The sequence below is a fragment of the Vibrio sp. Vb1980 genome (assembly GCF_033338615.1).
Lineage (GTDB): Bacteria > Pseudomonadota > Gammaproteobacteria > Enterobacterales > Vibrionaceae > Vibrio > Vibrio alginolyticus.
The window spans coordinates 207,600-228,188 of record NZ_JAWOSZ010000002.1; the positions used below are offsets into that span (position 1 = coordinate 207,600).

Sequence of the window (20,589 nt, forward strand, 5' to 3'; positions counted from 1 at the left end):
CTCTCCTTTTCATCCCCTTACTCAGACTGACAATATGAAATTTCCTGGACAACGCAAATCGAAGCACTATTTTCCTGTTCATGCTCGTGACCCGCTGGTGAGCCAAGCACAAGAAAGCAAGAAGATGACGCGCACTCACATCATTGGTATTGACCAAACCTTGGTTGATATTGAAGCAAAAGTTACAACGGATGTGATTGAAAAGTACGGTCTGAGTAAAGGTCACTCTCTGGTTATCGATGACGAAAGAGCAGAAGAGTTATACCAGCAACTGAAAGAAGAGAACTTGATTACCAATGAGTATGCGGGCGGTACAATTGGTAACACGCTACATAACTACTCCGTGCTAGCGGATGACCGCTCCACACTACTTGGAGTGATGAGCCAGGATATTAAGATTGGCAGCTACGGTTACCGTTATCTTTGTAATACATCAAGCCGCATGGACTTGAACTACCTACAAGGTGTAGATGGTGCAATTGGCCGTTGTTTTGCTCTTATCACAGAAGACGGTGAACGTACTTTTGCTATCAGCGAAGGGCAAATGAACCAACTCCATCCTGATAGCATTCCAGAGAAAATCTTTAAAAATGCATCAGCACTTGTACTGACGTCATATCTAGTACGTTGCAAAGACGGCGACCCAATGCCGGAAGCAACAATGAAAGCAATTGAGTACGCGAAAAAGAATGATGTGCCTGTTGTTCTGACTTTAGGCACAAAGTTTGTTATTCAAGATGACCCTAAATATTGGCAAGAATTCATTCGAGATAACGTTTCAGTCGTTGCGATGAATGAAGATGAAGCAGAAGCACTGACGGGGGAATCTGATCCACTTGCTGCGTCTGATAAAACATTGGAGTGGGCTGATCTAGTATTGTGCACGGCGGGTCCTGTAGGTCTATTTATGGCTGGGTATACGGAGGATAGCGCGAAGCGCGAAACTTCTTTGCCATTACTTCCAGGGTCAATTGCTGAATTTAATCGTTATGAATTCAGTCGTCCGGCGAAAAAAGACTCATGCGAGACGCCAATAAAAGTGTACTCGCATATCTCGCCATATATGGGTGGCCCAGAAAAAATTAAGAATACAAATGGCGCAGGTGATGCTGCGTTATCTGCTGTTCTTCATGATATGGCAGCAAATAAATACCATAAAGAAAATGTGCCTAATTCAAGCAAGCACAGTAACGAGTATTTAACTTACTCTTCTTTTTCTCAAGTCTGCAAATACGCAAACCGTGCTAGCTACGAAGTTCTCGTGCAACATTCACCACGATTGTCGCGCGGACTTCCTGAGCGAGAAGATAGCCTAGAAGAAGCATACTGGGAACGTTAATACGAAGCGGTTTAATTAACTATTCTGTAACTAAAGTAAAAGGCACATTAAGAAATGTGCCTTTTTTATTTGTAATGGTTTAAATAAAAAAGGCTCCCTATGGGAGCCTTTTAAAAATAGCACGGATCTAGATTAGGAACTCATCCAGAGATTTACCTGCATCAAGTTGCTCTTGAATCGCCGAAGGTGTACGACCTTGGCCAGTCCAAGTTTTCTCATTACCGTTTGAATCTGTGTATTTGTATTTAGCAGGGCGAGGTGCGCGCTTCGCTTTGCCTTTCGTCTTAGTTTCGCCAGATAGCGCAGTAATAAGTGCTTCTATGTCAATACCGTCTTGAGCGATTTTCTCAGCAATCTCTGCAAGCTTAGCTTCTTGCTCTGCTTGTGCTGCGCGTTCTGCTTCTTCTGCTTCACGACGCTCATCTACGACAGTAGTGAGTTTATCTAGAGCTTCTTCCAATTGTTCTAGAGTCAGCTCACGAGAAAATGCACGAAGGCTACGGATATTTAGAAGGGTTTTAGTCAGCTCTGACATAACGATTCCTATTAAAAGGTTAATGTGTTGGGCACTTTTTATCGTTACGATTAAATAATGCCAATCTATAAATAAACAAAGAGTCCTTATATTTAACTTTATCTTTTCCTTATGTGCAAATGCTAAATCAAGATTTTGTTTAAATTTGACTATTTTTTAAAGCCATTAATATTATTACACTCGAAATAAATCATTATTAGATGAGAACTAAAATCAACAATCATTATTGTATAGAGAGAGTGACAGCTTGGTTTTTTATAAAAAAATTTGAGTTATTACTTAAAAATATGAAGCATCCATCTTTAATGGTGTGTCATATATCCTTAATTTATTGATATAAGATAAACCATGATATTTCTAAGGTAGTAATAATGTTTCATAAATAACATGATTGATGTGATTTCAGTTGCACAAAACTTATGGAAGTAGGCAAGGTTTATAAATTATCTCAGTCATTATTTATTTGTTTAATTTAGTTTGATGTGTTGCATTGACTCTCATCATAAGTACAATGGCTGCCACCTGATGCAATATTGCAGACAATTTGTTGTTAATTTGTACAGTTAGTGGTTAATTGTTTGTTGTTGCCGTAGAGGCGCGGTCTCGAAGAGTAGCTATTATTGGGGTGATGCCAATGAATAATAGTGGAAGGCGAAGATTGCCGAAGTAAGTAACTCATCAAAGTTACTTGCTGGGGTTGTATCTGAAAGGAACAACACTGCCATAGTATATATTCACATTAAACTATGGAGCGCTACTGTAGGGTTGGGTGGAGTGTTCGCTTCCCTGTCGCTAAGTTCAACATGAGCACGTATCGTATGCTACGTGACTTGTCTGCAGTAGATCTCTAGCCAAACTTTGGTTTTTGAAGATCATGAATTTAATAGATTTTTCTAGTTCTCCTGTTTCATTATTGCCACCTATTGTCGCTTTGACTTTGGCGATTTTGACTCGACGTGTATTAGTTTCCTTGGGTGTAGGTATCGTGCTAGGTGCGGTGCTACTTAATAGCTGGTCTATCAGCGACACCGCAGGTTACGTCAGTTCTCAAGTTTCTTCTGTCTTTATTGAAGATGGCGGAATTAACACTTGGAACATGAGCATTGTTGGTTTCCTAATCTTATTAGGTATGACAACAGCTTTATTAACGCTATCTGGCGGTACTCGTGCTTTTGCTGAATGGGCACAATCTCGAGTGAAGAGTAAACGCGGCTCCAAACTTCTTGCCGCCTTTTTAGGCGTATTCATTTTTGTCGATGATTACTTTAATAGCCTTGCTGTTGGTGCGATCTCTCGCCCAGTAACCGATCGCTTTTATGTGTCTCGCGCTAAGCTTGCGTACATTCTAGACTCAACCGCTGCTCCAATGTGTGTAATTATGCCTGCTTCTAGCTGGGGTGCTTACATTATTACTATTATTGGCGGGATCTTAGTCTCACATGGGATCACAGAGTATTCGGCTCTTGGCGCATATGTTCGTCTTATTCCAATGAACTTCTACGCCGTTTTTGCGCTGCTAATGGTGTTCGCTGTTGCGTGGTTTGGTCTTGATATTGGTAAAATGCGTGAGCATGAGATCTCTGCATCGCAAGGTCGTGGCTTTGATAAAGACAAAGAAAATGACTCGCAAGAAGCGCATGACCTAAACGAAGAGCTAGATATCCGTGAAAGTGAAAAGGGTAAAGTGTCAGATTTGATACTTCCTATCGTGACGCTGATTATCGCGACTATCGCTTCAATGCTTTACACGGGTGGCCAAGCATTGGCTGCTGATGGTAAGGAGTTTGCGCTTCTTGGTGCTTTTGAAAATACAGATGTAGGTACATCACTAATCTACGGTAGCTTGCTTGGCTTAGCAGTTGCACTGTTTACTGTTGTGAAGCAAGGTCTACCAATGGCTGAGATCGCACGTACACTTTGGATTGGTGCTAAGTCTATGTTTGGTGCGATTCTAATCTTAGTATTTGCCTGGACCATTGGTTCTGTTATCGGTGATATGAAGACTGGTACTTACCTTTCGACAATGGCGCAGGGCAACATTAACCCGCACTGGCTACCAGTTATCCTATTCTTGTTGTCTGGCCTGATGGCGTTCTCAACAGGTACTTCATGGGGTACGTTCGGCATCATGCTACCAATCGCGGGTGATATGGCTGGCGCAACAGATGTAGCGCTAATGCTACCGATGCTAAGTGCGGTTCTTGCTGGTGCTGTATTCGGTGACCACTGTTCGCCAATCTCAGATACGACGATCTTGTCATCGACGGGTGCACGTTGTAACCATATCGATCACGTATCAACACAGTTACCTTATGCATTATCAGTCGCGCTTGTTTCATGCGTGGGCTTTATTGCTCTTGGTATGACAGCTTCAATTGCGTTCTCTTTCATCGCAGCGTCGATTACATTCGTTATCGTTTGCGCGATTTTGTCATGGCTTTCAAAGTCAAAAATGGCATCTTGCCAGAGTGCGTAATTCACTGATTTAAAAGGTGAAATTGTAGGAGGCTTCGGCCTCCTTTTTTATTTGTATTATACAATTCGAATTTTTTTAAAATTAAGGGTTGAAAAAAGTAATCAGCTTGGTTAGTGTGGTTGGTAACAAAGCAAATGAGAAGAGCCTTGAAATAAGTATGCGTAATTTTGTAATGAACATTCATCACCATCATCACCCAATCTAGTCTTTCGGGCGATGTACGCATACCCGGGAGGCAGGAAACTCCCGGAGGTAAAATCAAAGTAAAAGCAGATTTTAAACCCTCGGGAGACTTCAATCTCCCGAGGGTTTTTTAGTTTTATTAGTTTGAAAAATACTTAGATATCAAAATCTTGCATAGGGACAAAGCAATGCAAACACAACGTTTAAGAATCGCAATTCAGAAAAAAGGTCGTCTTAGCAAAGAGAGTCAAGCTCTACTAAAACAGTGCGGCGTAAAGTTCAACGTAATGGGCGAGCGTTTAGTTGTCCATTCTGAAAATATGCCAATTGATTTACTCTTGGTTCGTGACGACGACATCCCAGGTTTAATTATGGATGGCGTGGTTGACCTTGGCTTTATTGGCGAAAATGAACTAGAAGAAGTTCGCCTTGACCGCAAAGCATTAGGTGAACCCTGCGAGTTTGTTCAGCTTCGTCGACTTGATTTTGGTGGCTGTCGTTTATCTATCGCAATCGACAAGGACGAAGAGTACAACGGTCCACAAGACTTAGCTGGCAAGCGTATTGCTACAACGTATCCTCAACTTCTAAAAGCGTACATGGATGAAGCCGGCGTTCCATTCTCTACATGTATGCTGACAGGCTCTGTAGAAGTTGCCCCTCGCGCGGGTCTCGCTGATGCTATCGCTGATTTGGTTTCTACAGGTGCAACACTGGAAGCGAACGGCCTTAAAGAAGCTGAAATTATCTTTAAATCAAAAGCGACATTGATTCAACGCACAGGTGAGTTCGACGCAGACAAAGTGGCGCTAATCGAAAAGCTGTTAACTCGCATGCAAGGCGTGCAGCAAGCGAAAGAATCTAAGTACATTATGCTTCACGCCCCAGCAGAGAAGTTAGATCAAATTAAAGCACTACTGCCAGGTGCTGAAGACCCAACTGTTCTTCCTCTTTCTGCAGATAAGCAGAAAATGGCTGTTCACTTAGTGAGTTCTGAAAACCTATTCTGGGAAACAATGGAACAGCTGAAAGAGTTGGGCGCAAGTTCAATTCTCGTTCTACCAATTGAAAAAATGATGGAGTAAGCATCATGAGAACAGTCGTTTGGCAATCATTAAGTGAGAATCAGCAAGACTCTATTTTGGAGCGCCCTGCTATTGCAGAAGGTGCCAATATCACCACTGCTGTGGCCGAAGTTATTGCTAAAGTTCGAGAAGAAGGTGACTCTGCTCTTATTGAGCTGACAGAAAAGTTTGACCGTGTTAAGCCTGAATCCATTCGTGTTTCTTCTCAGGAAATTAAGGCAGCGTCAGAGCGTTTGTCAGAGTCAATGAAGAGCGCACTAGAGCAAGCTTACGCCAATATTTCTAAGTTCCACAAAGCGCAAAAGCCGCAACCGCTCAAGGTGGAAACGCAGCCAGGTGTTCTTTGTGAACAAGTAACACGTCCAATTCAAAAAGTGGGTTTGTACATTCCTGGTGGCAGTGCGCCTTTGCCATCGACTGTTTTGATGCTCGGCGTTCCTGCAAAAATTGCAGGTTGTCGTAAAGTCGTTCTTTGTTCTCCACCGCCAATCGCTGATGAGATCCTTTATGTCGCGAAGCTGTGTGGCATTGATGAAGTGTACAACGTCGGTGGTGGCCAAGCAGTTGCTGCAATGGCTTATGGCACCGAGACTGTATCGAAAGTAGATAAGATCTTTGGTCCGGGCAACGCTTACGTGACCGAAGCAAAACGACAGGTTAGCAATGATTTCCGCGGTGCTGCGATTGATATGCCAGCAGGGCCATCAGAAGTGCTAGTGATTGCAGATGAAACCGCAGATGCAGACTTTATCGCTGCGGATCTTTTGAGCCAAGCGGAACACGGTCCTGATTCTCAAGTGGTATTGGTGACTCCTTCTCCTGTGATTGCTGATCAAGTGACGGATGCGGTTCAACGTCAGCTTAAGGAGCTATCTCGTGCAGACATCGCAGAAAAGGCTCTGGCATCAAGCTTGATCATTATTTCCGAGTCGATGACGCAGTCAGTTTCTATTTCCAATTACTACGGTCCTGAGCACTTGATTGTTCAGACTAAGAACCCTCGTGAGCTTCTACCTCTATTAGATAACGCAGGTTCTATCTTCCTTGGGGATTGGTCTCCTGAATCTGCGGGAGATTACGCATCGGGGACTAACCACGTCCTTCCTACTTACGGTTACACACGTACTTATTCAAGCTTAGGTTTGGCGGATTTCTCTAAACGAATGACGGTTCAGGAGCTTTCTGCTGATGGTTTAAAGAACCTTGCACCAACGGTAGTCACGATGGCTGAAGCAGAAGGTCTGGACGCTCACAAACGTGCTGTTACTATCCGCGTAGAAAAATTAGCAAGTAAGTAAGAATAAGAGAGTAATGAGATGGAAAAGCTAGCGCGTAAACAAGTCCAACAGCTTACCCCTTATATGTCGGCTCGCCGAATCGGTGGTACGGGTGACGTATGGCTAAATGCCAACGAATCACCATTTAACAATGAATACAAAACAGACTTTGCTCGTCTTAATCGTTACAGCGAATGTCAGCCTAAAGAACTGATTTCTGCTTACGCAGCCTATGCGGGTGTGAAACCAGAGCAAACATTAACATCTCGTGGTGCGGATGAAGGTATTGAACTACTGATTCGTGCATTCTGTGAGCCGGGTGAAGATGCGATTCTTTACTGCCCACCGACTTACGGTATGTACGCCATCAGTGCAGAAACCATCGGTGTAGAGTGCAAAACCGTGCCGCTAACGTCAGATTGGCAACTAGACCTTGCAGGCATCGAAGCTAATCTGGATAACGTGAAACTGGTTTTTGTATGTTCGCCAAACAACCCAACAGGTAACTTGGTTAAGCGTGAGGACATTGTGTCTCTGCTTGAGATGACAAAAGACCGTGCAATCGTGGTGATGGATGAAGCGTACATCGATTTTTGTCCAGAAGCGTCAACGGTAGACCTACTGGCGCAATACCCGAACCTTGCAATTCTGCGTACTCTGTCGAAAGCTTTTGCGCTTGCAGGTCTACGTTGTGGATTTACGCTTGCGAACGAAGAGCTGATTAATGTACTTCTTAAAGTTATCGCACCTTACCCAGTCCCAGTTCCAGTGGCAGAAATTGCGACTCAGGCGCTTTCGGAAGCTGGTTTAGCGCGAGCGAAGTTTCAAGTTCTCGATTTGAATGCAAACCGTGCTTACTTGCAAGTTGGCCTTTCAATGATTCCGGGCTTGGAAGTGTTTGAAGGGTGGGGGAACTACCTATTGGTGAAATTCCCAGATGGCGATGACCTTTTCAAAGCGGCTTGGGATACGGGCATTATTTTGCGTAACTCGCCAATTGAAAACTGTGTGCGTATCAGTGTGGGTAACCGTGACGAGTGCGAAAAAACGCTTGGATTTATCAGAAACTACTACGCATAAATAGAGACAGAATTTATCGCTCTCGCTAAATAGCGGGAGCGCCAAAAGAATAGCAATAAGGAAGTTCGAGTGAGCAAACAACAAAAAATCCTTTTTATCGACCGTGATGGCACCTTAATTGTTGAGCCGCCGATTGATTTTCAAGTAGACCGTTTAGATAAGCTAAAACTAGAACCATTTGTTATCCCAAGCCTGCTGTCGTTGCAGGATGCAGGATACCGTCTAGTGATGGTCACGAACCAAGATGGTTTGGGTACCGACAGCTACCCACAAGCTGATTTTGATGCACCACACAACATGATGATGGAGATCTTTGAATCTCAAGGTGTGAAGTTTGATGATGTGCTGATTTGTCCTCACTTCGATGAAGATAACTGCTCTTGCCGTAAGCCTAAATTGGGCTTGGTAAAAGAGTACCTTCAAGGTGGCAAAGTGGATTTTCAAAACTCTGTTGTGATTGGCGATCGTCAAACCGATCTTCAACTTGCAGAAAACATGGCAATTCGTGGCATTCAATACAACCCAGAAACCATGGGTTGGAAACAGATCCTAAAAGATCTCACGGTGAAGGCTCGCGTTGCTGAAGTGGTTCGCACCACAAAAGAAACAGACATTAAAGTATTCGTTAATCTTGACGAGCAAGGCGGTAACGATATTTCTACAGGTCTTGGCTTTTTTGACCACATGCTGGATCAAATTGCGACGCACGGTGGATTCCAAATGGTGTGCAAAGTGGAAGGTGACCTGCACATTGATGATCACCACACAGTAGAAGATACCGCTCTTGCGTTGGGTCAAGCGTTGAAAGAAGCACTGGGTGACAAGCGTGGTATTGGTCGCTTTGGCTTTAGCTTGCCAATGGATGAGTGTTTGGCGCAATGCGCACTAGACCTATCAGGTCGTCCTTACCTTAAGTTCGACGCGCAGTTTAGTCGTGAGCAAGTGGGTGATCTTTCAACAGAGATGGTGGTTCACTTCTTCCGCTCTCTGACTGACACATTAGCGTGTACGTTGCACCTTTCTTCTGCGGGCAACAATGATCACCACATCATTGAAAGTCTATTTAAAGCGTTTGGTCGTACGTTACGCCAAGCAATCAAAGTAGAAGGCACTGAGCTACCAAGTAGTAAAGGCGTGCTTTAAGGCTAACGTTAGCAAGGAGAAAAACAGTGACAGAACAGAAAGTTGTCATTATCGATACTGGCTGTGCCAACGTTTCTTCGGTGAAGTTTGCCATTGAACGCCTAGGCTATGACGTAACGATTTCAAAAGATCCGCAAGTCGTATTATCCGCAGATAAGCTATTCCTACCGGGTGTGGGAACCGCCAGCGAAGCGATGAAGAACCTAGAAGAGCGCGATCTGATCAGCTTGGTAAAACAGGTAGAAAAGCCATTACTAGGTATCTGTTTAGGCATGCAACTGTTGGGCAAAGTGTCTCAAGAGAAAGGGCAGAAAGCCGACGAGTTAGTTGAGTGTCTTGGACTTTGTGATGGCGAAGTGAAGCTACTACAAACTGGCGATTTGCCGTTGCCGCATATGGGGTGGAACACGGTCTCTGCAAAAGCAGGTAATCCACTTTTCAAAGATATTGAAGAAGGAGAGTATTTCTACTTCGTGCACAGCTTTGCGATGCCTGTTGGGGATTACACGATTGCGGAATGTGAATACGGCAACCCGTTCACAGCAGCAGTACAAAGCGGTAACTATTACGGCGTGCAATTCCACCCTGAGCGTTCTTCAAAAGCGGGCGCGAAGCTTATTCAAAACTTCTTAGAATTATAAAAGGGATTTAGTGTGATTATTCCAGCTCTTGATTTAATTGAAGGACAGGTGGTTCGCCTTTATCAAGGTGATTACGGCCAAGTAACTGAGTACAAAGTCGACCCAGCAGAGCAGTTCAACTTGTACCACCAAGCTGGTGCTAACTGGCTGCACTTGGTGGATTTAACTGGCGCGAAAGACACGACAGCACGTCAACTTGATTTAATTGCAAAGCTACTAGCAAGCACGCCAGCGAACATCCAAATCGGTGGCGGAGTGCGCACAGAGCAAGACGTGATTGAGCTGCTAGAAGCGGGGGCTCAGCGTGTTGTCGTTGGCTCAACAGCAGTAAAACAGCCAGAGCTTGTGAAAGGTTGGATGGAAAAATACGGTGCAGAGAAAATCGTTCTCGCGCTAGACATCAACATCGATCAAGACGGCACACGTAAAGTAGCGATTTCTGGTTGGCAAGAAGATTCAGGCGTGACTATCGAAGCTCTGATCAACGATTACCTGACGGTAGGTTTGCAGCACGTGCTTTGTACGGACATTTCTCGTGACGGTACGCTAGAAGGCTCAAACGTAGAGCTTTATGTCGACCTATGTAAACAGTACCCACAAGTGCAGTTTCAATCTTCAGGTGGCATTGGCTCATTAGCAGATATCGAAGCGCTAAAAGGCAGCGGTGTGGCTGGTGTGATTGTTGGTCGTGCATTGTTAGATGGTAAGTTCACAGCAGAGGAGGCATTTGCATGCTGGCAAAGCGAATAATTCCATGTCTTGATGTTCGTGATGGACAAGTGGTCAAGGGTGTTCAGTTCCGTAACCACGAGATCATTGGCGACATCGTTCCTCTGGCGCAGCGTTATGCTGAAGAAGGTGCTGACGAGCTTGTGTTCTACGATATTACCGCTTCAAGTGACGGTCGTGTCGTCGATAAAAGTTGGGTCGCTCGCGTTGCTGAAGTGATTGATATTCCTTTCTGTGTGGCTGGTGGCATTAAATCAGCGGAAGACGCAGCGCGCATTCTTGAGTTTGGTGCAGACAAAGTGTCTATCAACTCACCTGCATTGGCGAACCCGCAACTGATTACCAACCTTGCTGATAAGTTTGGTGTGCAATGTATCGTCGTTGGTATCGATTCATACTACGACAAAGAGACGGGCAAGTATCAGGTTTACCAGTTTACTGGTGATGAAGAACGCACCAAAGCGACCCAATGGGAAACGCGTGATTGGGTGCAAGAAGTACAAAAGCGTGGCGCTGGTGAAATCGTACTGAACATGATGAACCAAGACGGCGTACGTAACGGTTACGATATTGAACAACTTAACATGGTGCGTGAAGTGTGTAACGTGCCATTGATTGCATCGGGTGGGGCAGGTGCTATGGAGCATTTCGCAGAAGCCTACCAAAAAGCAAATGTGGATGGCGCGCTTGCCGCATCGGTATTCCACAAACAAGTCATCAATATTGGTGAACTAAAGCAGTATTTGAAACAACAAGGCATTGAGGTACGACTATGAGTGTGAAAGCCGCCGAAGTAAGTTCGCTAGTTGAGCGAATCAACTGGGAAAAGGTGGATGGTCTGGTACCTGCTATCGTACAAGATTTCCAATCAAGCCAAGTGCTGATGATGGGTTACATGAACCAAGATGCGTTGGCAAAAACGGGAGAAACGGGTCAAGTGACGTTTTTCTCTCGTACCAAGCAACGTCTTTGGACGAAAGGTGAGACTTCTGGCAACGTATTGCAACTAGTGAACATGCAGCTCGATTGCGACAACGATACGCTACTGGTGAAAGTGAATCCCATTGGTCCTACGTGTCACTTGGGTAACACAACTTGCTGGGATGTGGACCCTCAAGAGGAGTCACAAATGGTGTGGCTTCATCAACTTGAGCAGCTATTGGCTGCCCGCAAGAGTGCCGACCCAGATTCCTCTTATACTGCCAGTCTTTATACCCGTGGCACCAAGCGTATTTCGCAAAAAGTGGGCGAAGAAGGCGTTGAAGTCGCGCTTGCGGCGACGTCGGGCGATAAGGCGGAGTTAGTGTGTGAATCTGCGGATTTGATTTACCACTTAATGGTATTGCTTCAAGACCAAGGCTTATCGATGAATGACGTAGTGAACAAACTGAAAGAGCGTCATAAGTAAGCTTGCTATAGATAAGTGAAAGCCCCTATGCTCTCGAGCCTAGGGGCTTTTTTAATTTAGTGTTCTTGATTCGGGGTAAAAACCGGCAACAGTGCTAGTAGCGATTAGATTCTGAATCACACTCGTTCCTCGCTGTTCAGAATGACGGTATATTTTCTAATGGTGCTTGCAGTAGAGTTATTTACTTCAAACAGGTACATATATTCACGTCACTCCAACGAGCCTAGGCGAGATCAGGAATTTCATTAAAGAGAGCTCAATAAGCTAGGAGTGGATGATCTTACCCACAACACTTCTTAAATTTCTTACCGCTTCCACAGATACACGGGTCGTTACGACCTACTTTTAGGCTACTCACTGGTTGGTTTAGGCGAGGATCTTGTTCTGGTTCTTCTTCTAGCTCTTCTTCTGGAAACGTGCCGTCAATGTAGTACCAAAGCCCATTTTCTTTTACAAAGCGAGAACGCTCTGTCATACAGTAGCGCTTGCCGTCTTCATCAAAATAAGCGCTAAATTCGACAAAGCCTTCATTGTCATTACTGCCAGCTTCTGTTTTTACAACTTCAAGTTTGCACCAATCGCTGTCGATAGATTGGGCAATGCCTTCACGTTGCTCTTCTGCATTACAGCTTGGGTGGTACGTGTTCACCACGTAATCGACTAGACCTAACACATGCGCACTGTAACGAGAGCGCATTAACTGCTCTGGAGTGGTGACGTCAGCATGGTTGTTGTGGGCAATTTCACAACACTGTTGGTAGGTGCGGTTAGATCCGCAAGGGCAAGAAGAAGCCATAAAATGAAATCTCGATTAATTAAGCGGTAAAAACAAACAACCTCACAATTGCGAGGCTGGAGGTGAGGCATTATAGCGATTTAGGGCGTTTGAGACAGCAGTTCTTGAGCCCATTCCGTCGATTGATTAAAAGCGTCCGCTAATTGAGGTTCGGTTAATTTAAGAACGGTGCAATATCGCTCGGCTAACTCCCAGTCCGCTTGTTCATAGGCGATCGTCATCGAAAGTAAGTGACCAAGTACGCCTTTTCGACTGGTTAATGCGAGTTTTATATCTTCGTCAACGGGGATATCTTCAATGACATCCGAGAGCGGTTGATCGAGCAAAGATCCGAGTAAAGAAAACATGCCTGTCAAAAAAGCCTGCCCAGGGTCATACCTAGTGTTCATTTGACTAAGTAGCAGTTCACACATTCGTGCACGCTGAATCGCTAAAGAGTAAAGAGAGTCAGGTTTATCTTCTTGAACGGAGGCAATTGCAACTAAGGAAATAAAGCGTCGTAGTCGCTCTTCACCCAGATAAATAAGCGCCTGTCTGAACGATTTGATCTTAGTCGTTAATGTATAGCCTGAATTTACGTAAGTAAGCAGCTTGTATGACAGCGTCACATCAATCGAAAACAGACGTTCAACCTCATTGAAGTCGATGGGCTTATCTGCAATCTCTTTACAAAGCTGGATGACGGTAAGAAACGCGGGGTTCAACCGTTTTTTCTGGATCATCTCAGGTTTGCTAAAAAAATACCCTTGAAAATAGTTAAAACCGGCTTCTAGAGCTTGCTCGAACTCTTCATAGGTCTCTACCTTTTCCGCAAGAAAGTCGATTTTAAATGGGCTCAACGCCTGAATAAAAATGGCAGCTTTCTTGATCGGCACAAGTCTAATATCAAACTTGATCATGGAAACGTATGGAAGAAAACGCTTCCAAGCTTTCGTCGGAACAAAATCATCCAGAGCAATTTTGTATCCGCACTCATGAAGGTGCTTGATGGCTTCTAACAGTTCTTCTGTCGGTTCGCAGTCTTCAAGGACTTCAATGACGAGAGATTCTTTAGGAAACAAAGTTGGGACCAAGTTCACCAAGCTTTGATGCGGAAAGTTAACAAAGCCAAGTTTGTTTCCTAATGTGTTGTAATGCGTCGACAAAAAATGATCGGATAGCAGTCGACTAGTAGCCAGCTCTGGTTCTACTTCAGGGAAGGTATTTTTAGGGCCGTCTCGAAAGAGGAGTTCGTAACCTATGGTTCGTTTTTCTCTATCCAGAATCGGTTGGCGAGCTACGTAAGAATACTTCAATTAGGTACTTCGTTCTGTTTAACTTAGTATTATGATAATAGCGATTTTCTACAAAATATCTACGACTTGAGCGTGAATCTTCTACACGCTCTACATGCTTAACGCAAATTCTGTATGAACGGTCTCGTTTGTAGGTCAAAACTATCAGAATTTACTTTTAAAACTGAGCCTTGCGTATACCAATCCCCTAAAACAATTCGGGTCTTTTTAACTCCATCGACGTCAAAAAAATGTGTGTTCGGGCGATGTGTGTGACCATGAATCATTAAGTTGACGCAGTTCTGAGACATCACTTTCTCGACCTCATTTTGGTTGACGTCCATGATATCTAATGACTTGCTCATTTTATCATCACGAATATCGGATTGAACTTTTGAGACAATTTTCTTCTTAATGAACCAAGGAATACGGTTAAACAACCATTGTAGCCATGGCTTGTGAACGGTTTTTCTAAACTCTTGGTATTTCACATCGTCAATGCAGAGCGTATCGCCATGTAGGATTACGGCTTTTTGACCATAAAGATCAATCGTGCAGACATCGTCGAGTAATGTCATACCGGTTTCTTTGCAAAAGCGTTTGCCGAGTAAAAAATCTCGATTGCCTTGGATGAAAAAAGTTGGCACACCCGCATCCGTCAGTGCTTTAAATTCTGCACGGATTTGGTCTGCAAAAGGGGTGTTGTCATCGTCACCAATCCAGAACTCAAACAGATCGCCGAGTACATAAAGTGCATCAGCTTTTGTTGCTTCTGTTCGCATGAACGTCACAAAACATTCCGTGATATCAGGACGTGATGGGGTAAGGTGAAGATCGGAAATAAATAATGTCGTCATAGAAATAAGGGGAAGCTATGCCTCCCCATTAACTTATCTTTTAAAAATAATTCCTAAGAATTACTCTTCAATTGTTGTACCAGTGATTACTACGTCTTCTAGAGGTACGTCTTGGTGCATGCCGTAAGAACCAGTGCTAACGCCTTTGATCTTATTTACGATGTCCATGCCTTCAATTACTTCACCGAACACACAGTAACCCCAACCGTCTAAGCTTTCGCTACGGAAGTCTAGGAACGTGTTGTTGTTTACGTTGATGAAGAACTGAGAGCTTGCTGAATGCGGCTCCATAGTACGTGCCATAGCAAGTGTACCCACTTTGTTGCTAAGGCCGTTGTTTGCTTCGTTCTTGATAGGTGCACGAGTCGCTTTTTCACGTAGACCAGACTCCATACCACCACCTTGGATCATGAAGCCGTCAATAACACGGTGGAAAAGCGTGTTGTCGTAGAAACCGTCGCGGCAGTACTGAAGGAAGTTTGCGCTTGTCTCTGGCGCTTTCTCTTCGTTTAGTTGAATCTTGATGTCACCAAAATTAGTGTGAAGGGTGATCATGCTACTTTCCTTTACTGTGTTGTGTTGAGCCCGAGATTCTAGCCTAAGTTCTAGTGCTTTAAAAACTCAGGAAGAGGAAATTCTTCGTTTTGTGCTTGAAGTTTAGCCGATTATCGTTTTATCGGTTAATTGCTATTACCTAACTAGGTTGGAGTTGATATACTCATCTTCTTTTATTCATTCACAATCATAGATAGAGATCATGTTAAAGATATATAACACACTCACAAGACAGAAAGAGGAATTCAAACCAATTACAGCTGGCAAAGTCGGTATGTATGTCTGTGGAGTTACCATCTACGATCTCTGTCACATTGGTCACGGTCGTACTTTCGTCTCTTTTGACGTTGTATCACGTTACCTTCGCTACTTGGGCTACGATCTGACGTTTGTACGTAACATCACAGATATCGACGATAAGATCATCAAACGTGCCGCAGAAAATGGTGAGTCTTGCGATTCATTGACTGAGCGTTTGATTGGTGAAATGCACGCTGATTTTGATGCGCTGAACATGAAACGTCCGGACGTTGAACCTCGTGCGACACAGTTTATTGCTGAAATCATCGAATTGGTTGAGAAGCTAATCGAGCGCGGTTTTGCATACGTTGCAGATAACGGTGACGTAATGTTTGAAGTGGGCAAGTTCAACGAATACGGTAAGCTGTCTAAGCAAGACCTTGATCAGCTTCAAGCTGGCGCGCGCGTTGATATCGAAACAGCAAAACGCAGCCCTCTAGACTTTGTACTTTGGAAGATGTCTAAGCCGGGTGAACCAACGTGGGAGTCACCATGGGGTCCTGGTCGTCCAGGTTGGCACATTGAGTGTTCAGCAATGAACTCTTCAATCCTAGGTAACCACTTCGACATTCACGGCGGCGGTTCTGACCTTCAGTTCCCACACCATGAAAATGAAATCGCGCAATCATGCTGTGCACACGATACACAATACGTGAACACATGGATGCACAGCGGCATGGTAATGGTAGACCGTGAGAAGATGTCTAAATCTCTAGGTAACTTCTTTACTATCCGTGACGTTCTTGGTCACTACGATGCTGAAACAGTGCGTTACTTCCTAATGTCTGGTCACTACCGTAGCCAGTTAAACTACAGCGAAGATAACCTAAACCAAGCACGTGCTTCGCTTGAGCGCCTGTACACATCTCTACGTGGTTTAGACCTAAACGCTGCGCCTGCTGGTGGTGAAGAGTACGTATCTCGCTTTACAGCAGCGATGAACGATGACTTCAATACACCAGAAGCGTACTCAGTTCTGTTCGACATGGCGCGCGAAGTTAACCGTCTGAAGACAGAAAACCTAGAGAAAGCGAGCGAGCTAGGTGCGCTAATGCGTGAACTAGCAGATGTGATCGGTATTCTTCACCAAGATCCAGAAGCCTTCCTAAAAGGTGATGCAGGTAACGATGATGAAGTGGCTGAAATCGAAGCTCTGATCAAGCTGCGTAACGACTCTCGTGCTGCGAAAGATTGGGCGAATGCAGATATGGCTCGTGACAAGCTGACCGAAATGGGCATTGTTCTGGAAGATGGTCCAGAAGGTACAACGTGGCGTCGTAAGTAATTGAATTTTCATTTTTAAAGGGCTGATAATTCAGCCCTTTTATTTTCCATTTCCATAAATTAAAACTTTAACTTTAGGTAATGCTCTGTGGCTCAGATGTATTTCTATTACTCAGCAATGAATGCGGGTAAATCAACAACACTTCTTCAATCCTCTTTCAACTATCAAGAACGCGGCATGACGCCAGTTATTTTTACGGCTGCGCTAGATGATCGTTTTGGTGTCGGTAAAGTGAGCTCTCGTATTGGTCTTCAATCTGACGCACATTTATTTCGTCAGGATACCAATTTGTATCAGGAGATCGCAGCTCTGAATGAGGTTGAAAAACGTCACTGTATTCTTGTTGATGAGTGTCAGTTCTTGTCGAAAGAACAAGTTTATCAACTTACTGAAGTCGTTGATAAGTTGCATATTCCAGTATTGTGTTACGGCCTTCGCACCGATTTTCTAGGCGAACTTTTTGAAGGCAGTAAGTATCTATTATCTTGGGCAGACAAGCTGGTTGAGCTCAAAACAATCTGCCATTGCGGCCGCAAAGCGAATATGGTTATTCGTACCGATGAACACGGCGTGGCAATTAAAGAAGGCGATCAAGTTGCGATCGGCGGTAACGATAAGTATGTCTCCGTATGCCGCCAACATTACAAAGAAGCGCTCGGTAAATAAGCCGTATTGATACAGAAAAGCCACCGAACTTGGTGGCTTTTTGTTGTCGGTTAGAAAAAGTTAGACTAAGTCAAAACCAAACCGCTCGAGTAAAACCTGGTAAGAAGATTCGACTTGCTGAGGGATGTTCTGCTCGGTTTGAAATCCTTTCTCTGGATAGCTTTTTACGCGAGAGAAATCTTCCATTAGTGCTTCTAGCACCATCATTAATGGCATGTCTTCATTAATGTATTCAAAAAATGGAAGAGTCGCAGAGCTTACTTGGAGCTGAGTGTAGGGTGACTGCCACTGTTTTTCAAATGTCGCGATTGCTCTACGCTCCATAAACGGTTTTTGTACCAGAATAAACGAGGAACATTGTTTTCCTTCCTCTTTTAATCGTTGCTCAGTAAAGCGGACGTTTTCTCCGCTGTTTGTGGATTTAGTCTCGAGCAAAATTGCTTTGCTTGGAACGCCCGACAACTTTGCAATCTCGGCAAAGGTTTCTGCTTCGCTTTTTTCAAACAGTCCATCTGTGAAGCGACCTTCACCCCCTGAAAATACAATCAAAGGTGCCAACTTTTGGTGGTAGAGCTTGGCAGCGTGCTCCGCTACACGCACATCATTACTGCACATCACAAACAAACAGTCCGCAGGCTTCAGTTCATGTTTAAGTTGCATGTAATCCCAAAGCGTTTCTATATGTCTATAGAGTCTCATAGCGCATCCAAAGTTGAATTGAAGTGAAATCGATAACCAAGTGAGAGTAGTTTGTCAGCAAGAATACGCTTGTCAGCTTGCTCTGTGACGGGTGGAAGAGGTATCTCACTTCCGATTTTGTTTATGGCAGCTTGGTAGAACTCAGCCTTGCTGACAGTATGAGGTGTCGTAACATTAATGACTTGGTTGCTTAAATTGCCTAAGGCAAATTTCGCAGCCGAGACAGCATCATCTTGATGAAGCATATTAGCTGGTGCTTTACGACTAACTTGTTGAAGCCTTGCTGCAAAGCGAGATGGGTGTCTATCTGGCCCGATTAATCCGCTACAACGTAGAATAACAAAGCTAATATTCGAGTCGATAACATGCTGCTCTGCTTGAAGCATAATACGTGCATTGTCAGAGAAATAAGGGCTTTCGGCTGCTAAAGAGATTGACGCGTCAGCTTCTTCCATATCGGAAGCAAGGTTAGGGTAAACCGTTGTAGAGCTGATCATGAGAAGTTTTTCAACGTTGTTTTGCTTAGCTGCGTTGGCAAGTATTTGCCATTGCTGTGCATATTCTTGACAGCGTCCTTTACGAAATCCTGGAGGAAAAGCACCGATAACGTGCGTAATTTGATGCTGTTTGAGCAGCTCATCTAGCCGTGCTGTGGCGTTCAATTGATTGAAATCGAACAATGCGGAGTGAGTTAATGAGGTGGGTAACTCTTTTAATCGAGTTTGGCTACGACGAGTGACAACAACATAGTGTCCATCTTTCATCAATGTTTCTGCTAGCGGAGTTCCGAGCCAGCCTGCACCTACGATCAATGTATTTGCCATTTGGGTCTTCCTACTTACTTATGTCTGCCCGAATAGGTTGAGCAGTTCTGCTTTGGCTTGTTGATGGAGGGGATCTGAATGCCATTTCTGGTGCTGAATAAGGTCAACATTGACTTGCCAAGCCAGTTTTGTGAAATCATCCCCAACTTTTTTTAATGTATTAGGTGAATACGCGACTAAATGCTGTGGTAGAAAGCACCAACCAAACCCTTTATTCGCCAATTCCAACAAAATATAGTAGTTATCAGCGTACCAGATATCTGGGCTAAATGCTTGATTGAGACCACATGGCTCTGCACTTTTGGATCGTATGACCAATTGACGATGTTGTTTTAGTTGATCAATGTGAGTGATTTGCTGCTTTGCTAAAGGATGTGTTGAAGAGACATAGACATCAAATGCAATATTGCCAAGATTGGTGAAATCGATGTGCCTTGGCATTTGTAAATCACTCAAAATAATCCCAGTCGTGGCGCGTTCCGACTTAACCAATTCAATGATATCAGGGCTTGATGCCGTTAAGCATTCAACTTGTAAGTGTGGAAAGCGTTGCTCTAACTTCTTTAGCACATCCGGCAAGCGAGTCAGAGGAATCCCTTCATCAATAGCTAAGACTAATTTGTTCGTTGGCGTGGAAAAGAGCTGCGATGCCCTATTGTTTAGGCGGTCGAGTTGGCTGATTGTTGCTTGTGCATAAGGTACGAGCGCGAGGCCATTCTCAGTTAATTTAGGGTACCTGCCTGATCGATCAAAAAGCTCAACGCCACAGTCGATCTCCATATTCATGATGTGCTGGCTCACTACAGATTGAGCTCGCCCCAGTTTTCTAGCTGCTCCTGAAAATGATCCTGCTTCTGATGTAGCAATAAAAGCTTGCAGTTGTTCGATGGTAAACATATCGCTTAAACCGATGGTATCTAACTTTTGGTTATCTAAATAATAGATAAAATTCTAAGCATTGAGTAGAACTATTTGGACAGAGAAATATGACTCGTAACGAACGAATTTTTCATGCAGTACTTTTTGAGTTAATCGCACTCGCGATTATTGTACCAGCGGCTTCATTGATCACTGGAAAGGGCTCTAGTGATCTTGCGTTGGTTGGGGTCGGGTTGAGCATGTATACCGTGATATGGAACTACATCTACAACTTGTACTTTGATAAGTGGTTTGGTGGCAATCGAGCTGAGCGAAGTTTAGCGATGCGGCTTGGACACACTGTTGGTTTCGAGGGAGGATTGATCTTTATCTCTCTACCTGTGATTGCCTGGTTCTTAGAAATTACGCTTCTTCAAGCTCTGATGCTGGAAGCCGGCTTCCTCGTTTTCTTCCTATTTTATGCTACTGGTTTTAACTGGTTGTATGACAAGGTTCAACCATTTAGCAAAATGAAAAAGCGATTATTGCCGCAGGCATCGACAGGAAAAATATAGGACT

At 44.1% G+C, this 20,589-nt stretch carries 21 protein-coding genes, 1 riboswitch and 1 other annotated feature; of the genes, 13 read left to right on the top strand and 8 right to left on the bottom strand.

Going from position 1 to position 20,589, the window contains the following annotated elements:
- Positions 1-34 precede the first annotated feature (34 nt).
- A complete protein-coding gene (locus tag R7F64_RS04170) occupies positions 35-1,339 on the top strand; it encodes an inosine/guanosine kinase (RefSeq protein ID WP_005378187.1) in 1,305 nt (434 codons plus the stop codon).
- A 127-nt stretch (positions 1,340-1,466) separates the two neighbouring features.
- Here the strand turns inward: R7F64_RS04170 and R7F64_RS04175 are convergent, their stop codons facing one another.
- Complete coding sequence (locus R7F64_RS04175; protein WP_318071480.1) at positions 1,467-1,874, bottom strand: H-NS family nucleoid-associated regulatory protein; 408 nt, start codon at positions 1,872-1,874, stop codon at positions 1,467-1,469.
- Between the two features lie 582 nt (positions 1,875-2,456).
- A riboswitch (Lysine riboswitch) is annotated at positions 2,457-2,639 on the top strand.
- A 109-nt stretch (positions 2,640-2,748) separates the two neighbouring features.
- Between R7F64_RS04175 and tet(35) the strand changes: the two genes are divergently transcribed.
- From tet(35) to hisIE, 9 genes are all read left to right on the top strand, one after another.
- Positions 2,749-4,350 carry a tetracycline efflux Na+/H+ antiporter family transporter Tet(35) gene (gene tet(35) / locus R7F64_RS04180; RefSeq protein WP_053307447.1) on the top strand — a complete coding sequence of 534 codons (1,602 nt, stop codon included), beginning with the start codon at positions 2,749-2,751 and terminating at the stop codon, positions 4,348-4,350.
- 180 nt (positions 4,351-4,530) lie between these two features.
- Positions 4,531-4,668: a sequence feature (His leader region), on the top strand.
- 53 nt (positions 4,669-4,721) lie between these two features.
- Entirely contained in the window at positions 4,722-5,618 is an 897-nt protein-coding gene (gene hisG / locus R7F64_RS04185; RefSeq protein WP_005378180.1) for an ATP phosphoribosyltransferase, read from the top strand.
- Between the two features lie 5 nt (positions 5,619-5,623).
- Complete coding sequence (hisD, locus tag R7F64_RS04190) at positions 5,624-6,916, top strand: histidinol dehydrogenase (protein ID WP_054577956.1); 1,293 nt, start codon at positions 5,624-5,626, stop codon at positions 6,914-6,916.
- A gap of 18 nt (positions 6,917-6,934) precedes the next feature.
- The gene (gene hisC, locus R7F64_RS04195; RefSeq protein WP_086046628.1) at positions 6,935-7,975 is read left to right on the top strand and encodes a histidinol-phosphate transaminase; all 1,041 of its coding nucleotides are present in this window, start codon (positions 6,935-6,937) and stop codon (positions 7,973-7,975) included.
- Between the two features lie 69 nt (positions 7,976-8,044).
- Positions 8,045-9,118, top strand: a complete 1,074-nt coding sequence (gene hisB / locus R7F64_RS04200) for a bifunctional histidinol-phosphatase/imidazoleglycerol-phosphate dehydratase HisB (protein WP_005389832.1) — start codon at positions 8,045-8,047, stop codon at positions 9,116-9,118.
- A gap of 26 nt (positions 9,119-9,144) precedes the next feature.
- Positions 9,145-9,759: an imidazole glycerol phosphate synthase subunit HisH gene (gene hisH / locus R7F64_RS04205; protein ID WP_017821716.1), complete on the top strand. Its 615-nt coding sequence runs from the start codon at positions 9,145-9,147 to the stop codon at positions 9,757-9,759.
- Positions 9,760-9,771: 12 nt separating this feature from the next.
- Complete coding sequence (gene hisA, locus R7F64_RS04210) at positions 9,772-10,509, top strand: 1-(5-phosphoribosyl)-5-[(5-phosphoribosylamino)methylideneamino]imidazole-4-carboxamide isomerase (protein WP_053307442.1); 738 nt, start codon at positions 9,772-9,774, stop codon at positions 10,507-10,509.
- On the top strand, positions 10,491-11,264 hold the full coding sequence (gene hisF / locus R7F64_RS04215; protein ID WP_262606124.1) for an imidazole glycerol phosphate synthase subunit HisF: 774 nt from the start codon (positions 10,491-10,493) through the stop codon (positions 11,262-11,264). The genes hisA and hisF overlap by 19 nt, the downstream gene beginning before the upstream one ends.
- The gene (gene hisIE, locus R7F64_RS04220; protein WP_318071481.1) at positions 11,261-11,896 is read left to right on the top strand and encodes a bifunctional phosphoribosyl-AMP cyclohydrolase/phosphoribosyl-ATP diphosphatase HisIE; all 636 of its coding nucleotides are present in this window, start codon (positions 11,261-11,263) and stop codon (positions 11,894-11,896) included. The genes hisF and hisIE overlap by 4 nt, the downstream gene beginning before the upstream one ends.
- A 280-nt stretch (positions 11,897-12,176) precedes the next feature.
- On the opposite strand, the gene R7F64_RS04225 is transcribed toward hisIE, so the two are convergent.
- The 4 genes from R7F64_RS04225 to R7F64_RS04240 all read right to left on the bottom strand — a co-directional run bounded on the left by R7F64_RS04225 (position 12,177) and on the right by R7F64_RS04240 (position 15,378).
- Entirely contained in the window at positions 12,177-12,692 is a 516-nt protein-coding gene (locus tag R7F64_RS04225; protein WP_031812834.1) for a YchJ family protein, read from the bottom strand.
- Positions 12,693-12,772: 80 nt separating this feature from the next.
- Positions 12,773-13,987 carry an EAL and HDOD domain-containing protein gene (locus tag R7F64_RS04230; protein ID WP_005378158.1) on the bottom strand — a complete coding sequence of 405 codons (1,215 nt, stop codon included), beginning with the start codon at positions 13,985-13,987 and terminating at the stop codon, positions 12,773-12,775.
- A 98-nt stretch (positions 13,988-14,085) separates the two neighbouring features.
- On the bottom strand, positions 14,086-14,823 hold the full coding sequence (gene lpxH, locus R7F64_RS04235; protein ID WP_005389817.1) for a UDP-2,3-diacylglucosamine diphosphatase: 738 nt from the start codon (positions 14,821-14,823) through the stop codon (positions 14,086-14,088).
- Positions 14,824-14,883: 60 nt separating this feature from the next.
- Positions 14,884-15,378, bottom strand: coding sequence for a peptidylprolyl isomerase (locus R7F64_RS04240; RefSeq protein WP_005378156.1), 495 nt, complete (start codon positions 15,376-15,378; stop codon positions 14,884-14,886).
- A gap of 202 nt (positions 15,379-15,580) precedes the next feature.
- Here R7F64_RS04240 and cysS point away from each other — a divergent pair, with 202 nt between their 5' ends.
- Together cysS and R7F64_RS04250 are read left to right on the top strand one after the other, a co-directional pair.
- Positions 15,581-16,963 carry a cysteine--tRNA ligase gene (gene cysS / locus R7F64_RS04245; RefSeq protein WP_005378155.1) on the top strand — a complete coding sequence of 461 codons (1,383 nt, stop codon included), beginning with the start codon at positions 15,581-15,583 and terminating at the stop codon, positions 16,961-16,963.
- A gap of 87 nt (positions 16,964-17,050) precedes the next feature.
- Entirely contained in the window at positions 17,051-17,629 is a 579-nt protein-coding gene (locus tag R7F64_RS04250; RefSeq protein ID WP_005378154.1) for a thymidine kinase, read from the top strand.
- Between the two features lie 60 nt (positions 17,630-17,689).
- Here R7F64_RS04250 and R7F64_RS04255 read toward each other — a convergent pair whose 3' ends face one another.
- Genes R7F64_RS04255 through R7F64_RS04265 form a run of 3 tightly spaced genes read right to left on the bottom strand, consistent with a single transcriptional unit; the run spans position 17,690 to position 20,049 of the window.
- Positions 17,690-18,328: a YdcF family protein gene (locus tag R7F64_RS04255; RefSeq protein WP_318071482.1), complete on the bottom strand. Its 639-nt coding sequence runs from the start codon at positions 18,326-18,328 to the stop codon at positions 17,690-17,692.
- On the bottom strand, positions 18,325-19,152 hold the full coding sequence (locus R7F64_RS04260; RefSeq protein WP_318071483.1) for an NAD-dependent epimerase/dehydratase family protein: 828 nt from the start codon (positions 19,150-19,152) through the stop codon (positions 18,325-18,327). Before R7F64_RS04260 ends, R7F64_RS04255 begins: the two co-directional genes overlap by 4 nt.
- A gap of 18 nt (positions 19,153-19,170) precedes the next feature.
- Positions 19,171-20,049 (bottom strand): LysR family transcriptional regulator, encoded by an 879-nt coding sequence (locus R7F64_RS04265; protein WP_005378151.1) that lies wholly within the window; start codon positions 20,047-20,049, stop codon positions 19,171-19,173.
- 89 nt (positions 20,050-20,138) lie between these two features.
- Here R7F64_RS04265 and R7F64_RS04270 point away from each other — a divergent pair, with 89 nt between their 5' ends.
- Positions 20,139-20,585: a PACE efflux transporter gene (locus R7F64_RS04270; protein WP_005378150.1), complete on the top strand. Its 447-nt coding sequence runs from the start codon at positions 20,139-20,141 to the stop codon at positions 20,583-20,585.
- Positions 20,586-20,589 lie beyond the last annotated feature (4 nt).

Excerpts from the sequence above, each read along its gene's own strand:
- R7F64_RS04260 (WP_318071483.1), bottom strand. The coding sequence starts at position 19,152 with ATGGCAAATACATTGATCGTAGGTGCAGGCTGGCTCGGAACTCCGCTA.
- hisIE (WP_318071481.1), top strand. The coding sequence starts at position 11,261 with ATGAGTGTGAAAGCCGCCGAAGTAAGTTCGCTAGTTGAGCGAATCAAC.
- R7F64_RS04225 (WP_031812834.1), bottom strand. The coding sequence starts at position 12,692 with ATGGCTTCTTCTTGCCCTTGCGGATCTAACCGCACCTACCAACAGTGT.
- lpxH (WP_005389817.1), bottom strand. The coding sequence starts at position 14,823 with ATGACGACATTATTTATTTCCGATCTTCACCTTACCCCATCACGTCCT.
- R7F64_RS04240 (WP_005378156.1), bottom strand. The coding sequence starts at position 15,378 with ATGATCACCCTTCACACTAATTTTGGTGACATCAAGATTCAACTAAAC.
- hisC (WP_086046628.1), top strand. The coding sequence starts at position 6,935 with ATGGAAAAGCTAGCGCGTAAACAAGTCCAACAGCTTACCCCTTATATG.
- R7F64_RS04255 (WP_318071482.1), bottom strand. The coding sequence starts at position 18,328 with ATGAGACTCTATAGACATATAGAAACGCTTTGGGATTACATGCAACTT.
- R7F64_RS04175 (WP_318071480.1), bottom strand. The coding sequence starts at position 1,874 with ATGTCAGAGCTGACTAAAACCCTTCTAAATATCCGTAGCCTTCGTGCA.
- hisF (WP_262606124.1), top strand. The coding sequence starts at position 10,491 with ATGCTGGCAAAGCGAATAATTCCATGTCTTGATGTTCGTGATGGACAA.
- R7F64_RS04265 (WP_005378151.1), bottom strand. The coding sequence starts at position 20,049 with ATGTTTACCATCGAACAACTGCAAGCTTTTATTGCTACATCAGAAGCA.
- hisG (WP_005378180.1), top strand. The coding sequence starts at position 4,722 with ATGCAAACACAACGTTTAAGAATCGCAATTCAGAAAAAAGGTCGTCTT.
- hisD (WP_054577956.1), top strand. The coding sequence starts at position 5,624 with ATGAGAACAGTCGTTTGGCAATCATTAAGTGAGAATCAGCAAGACTCT.
- R7F64_RS04170 (WP_005378187.1), top strand. The coding sequence starts at position 35 with ATGAAATTTCCTGGACAACGCAAATCGAAGCACTATTTTCCTGTTCAT.
- cysS (WP_005378155.1), top strand. The coding sequence starts at position 15,581 with ATGTTAAAGATATATAACACACTCACAAGACAGAAAGAGGAATTCAAA.
- R7F64_RS04270 (WP_005378150.1), top strand. The coding sequence starts at position 20,139 with ATGACTCGTAACGAACGAATTTTTCATGCAGTACTTTTTGAGTTAATC.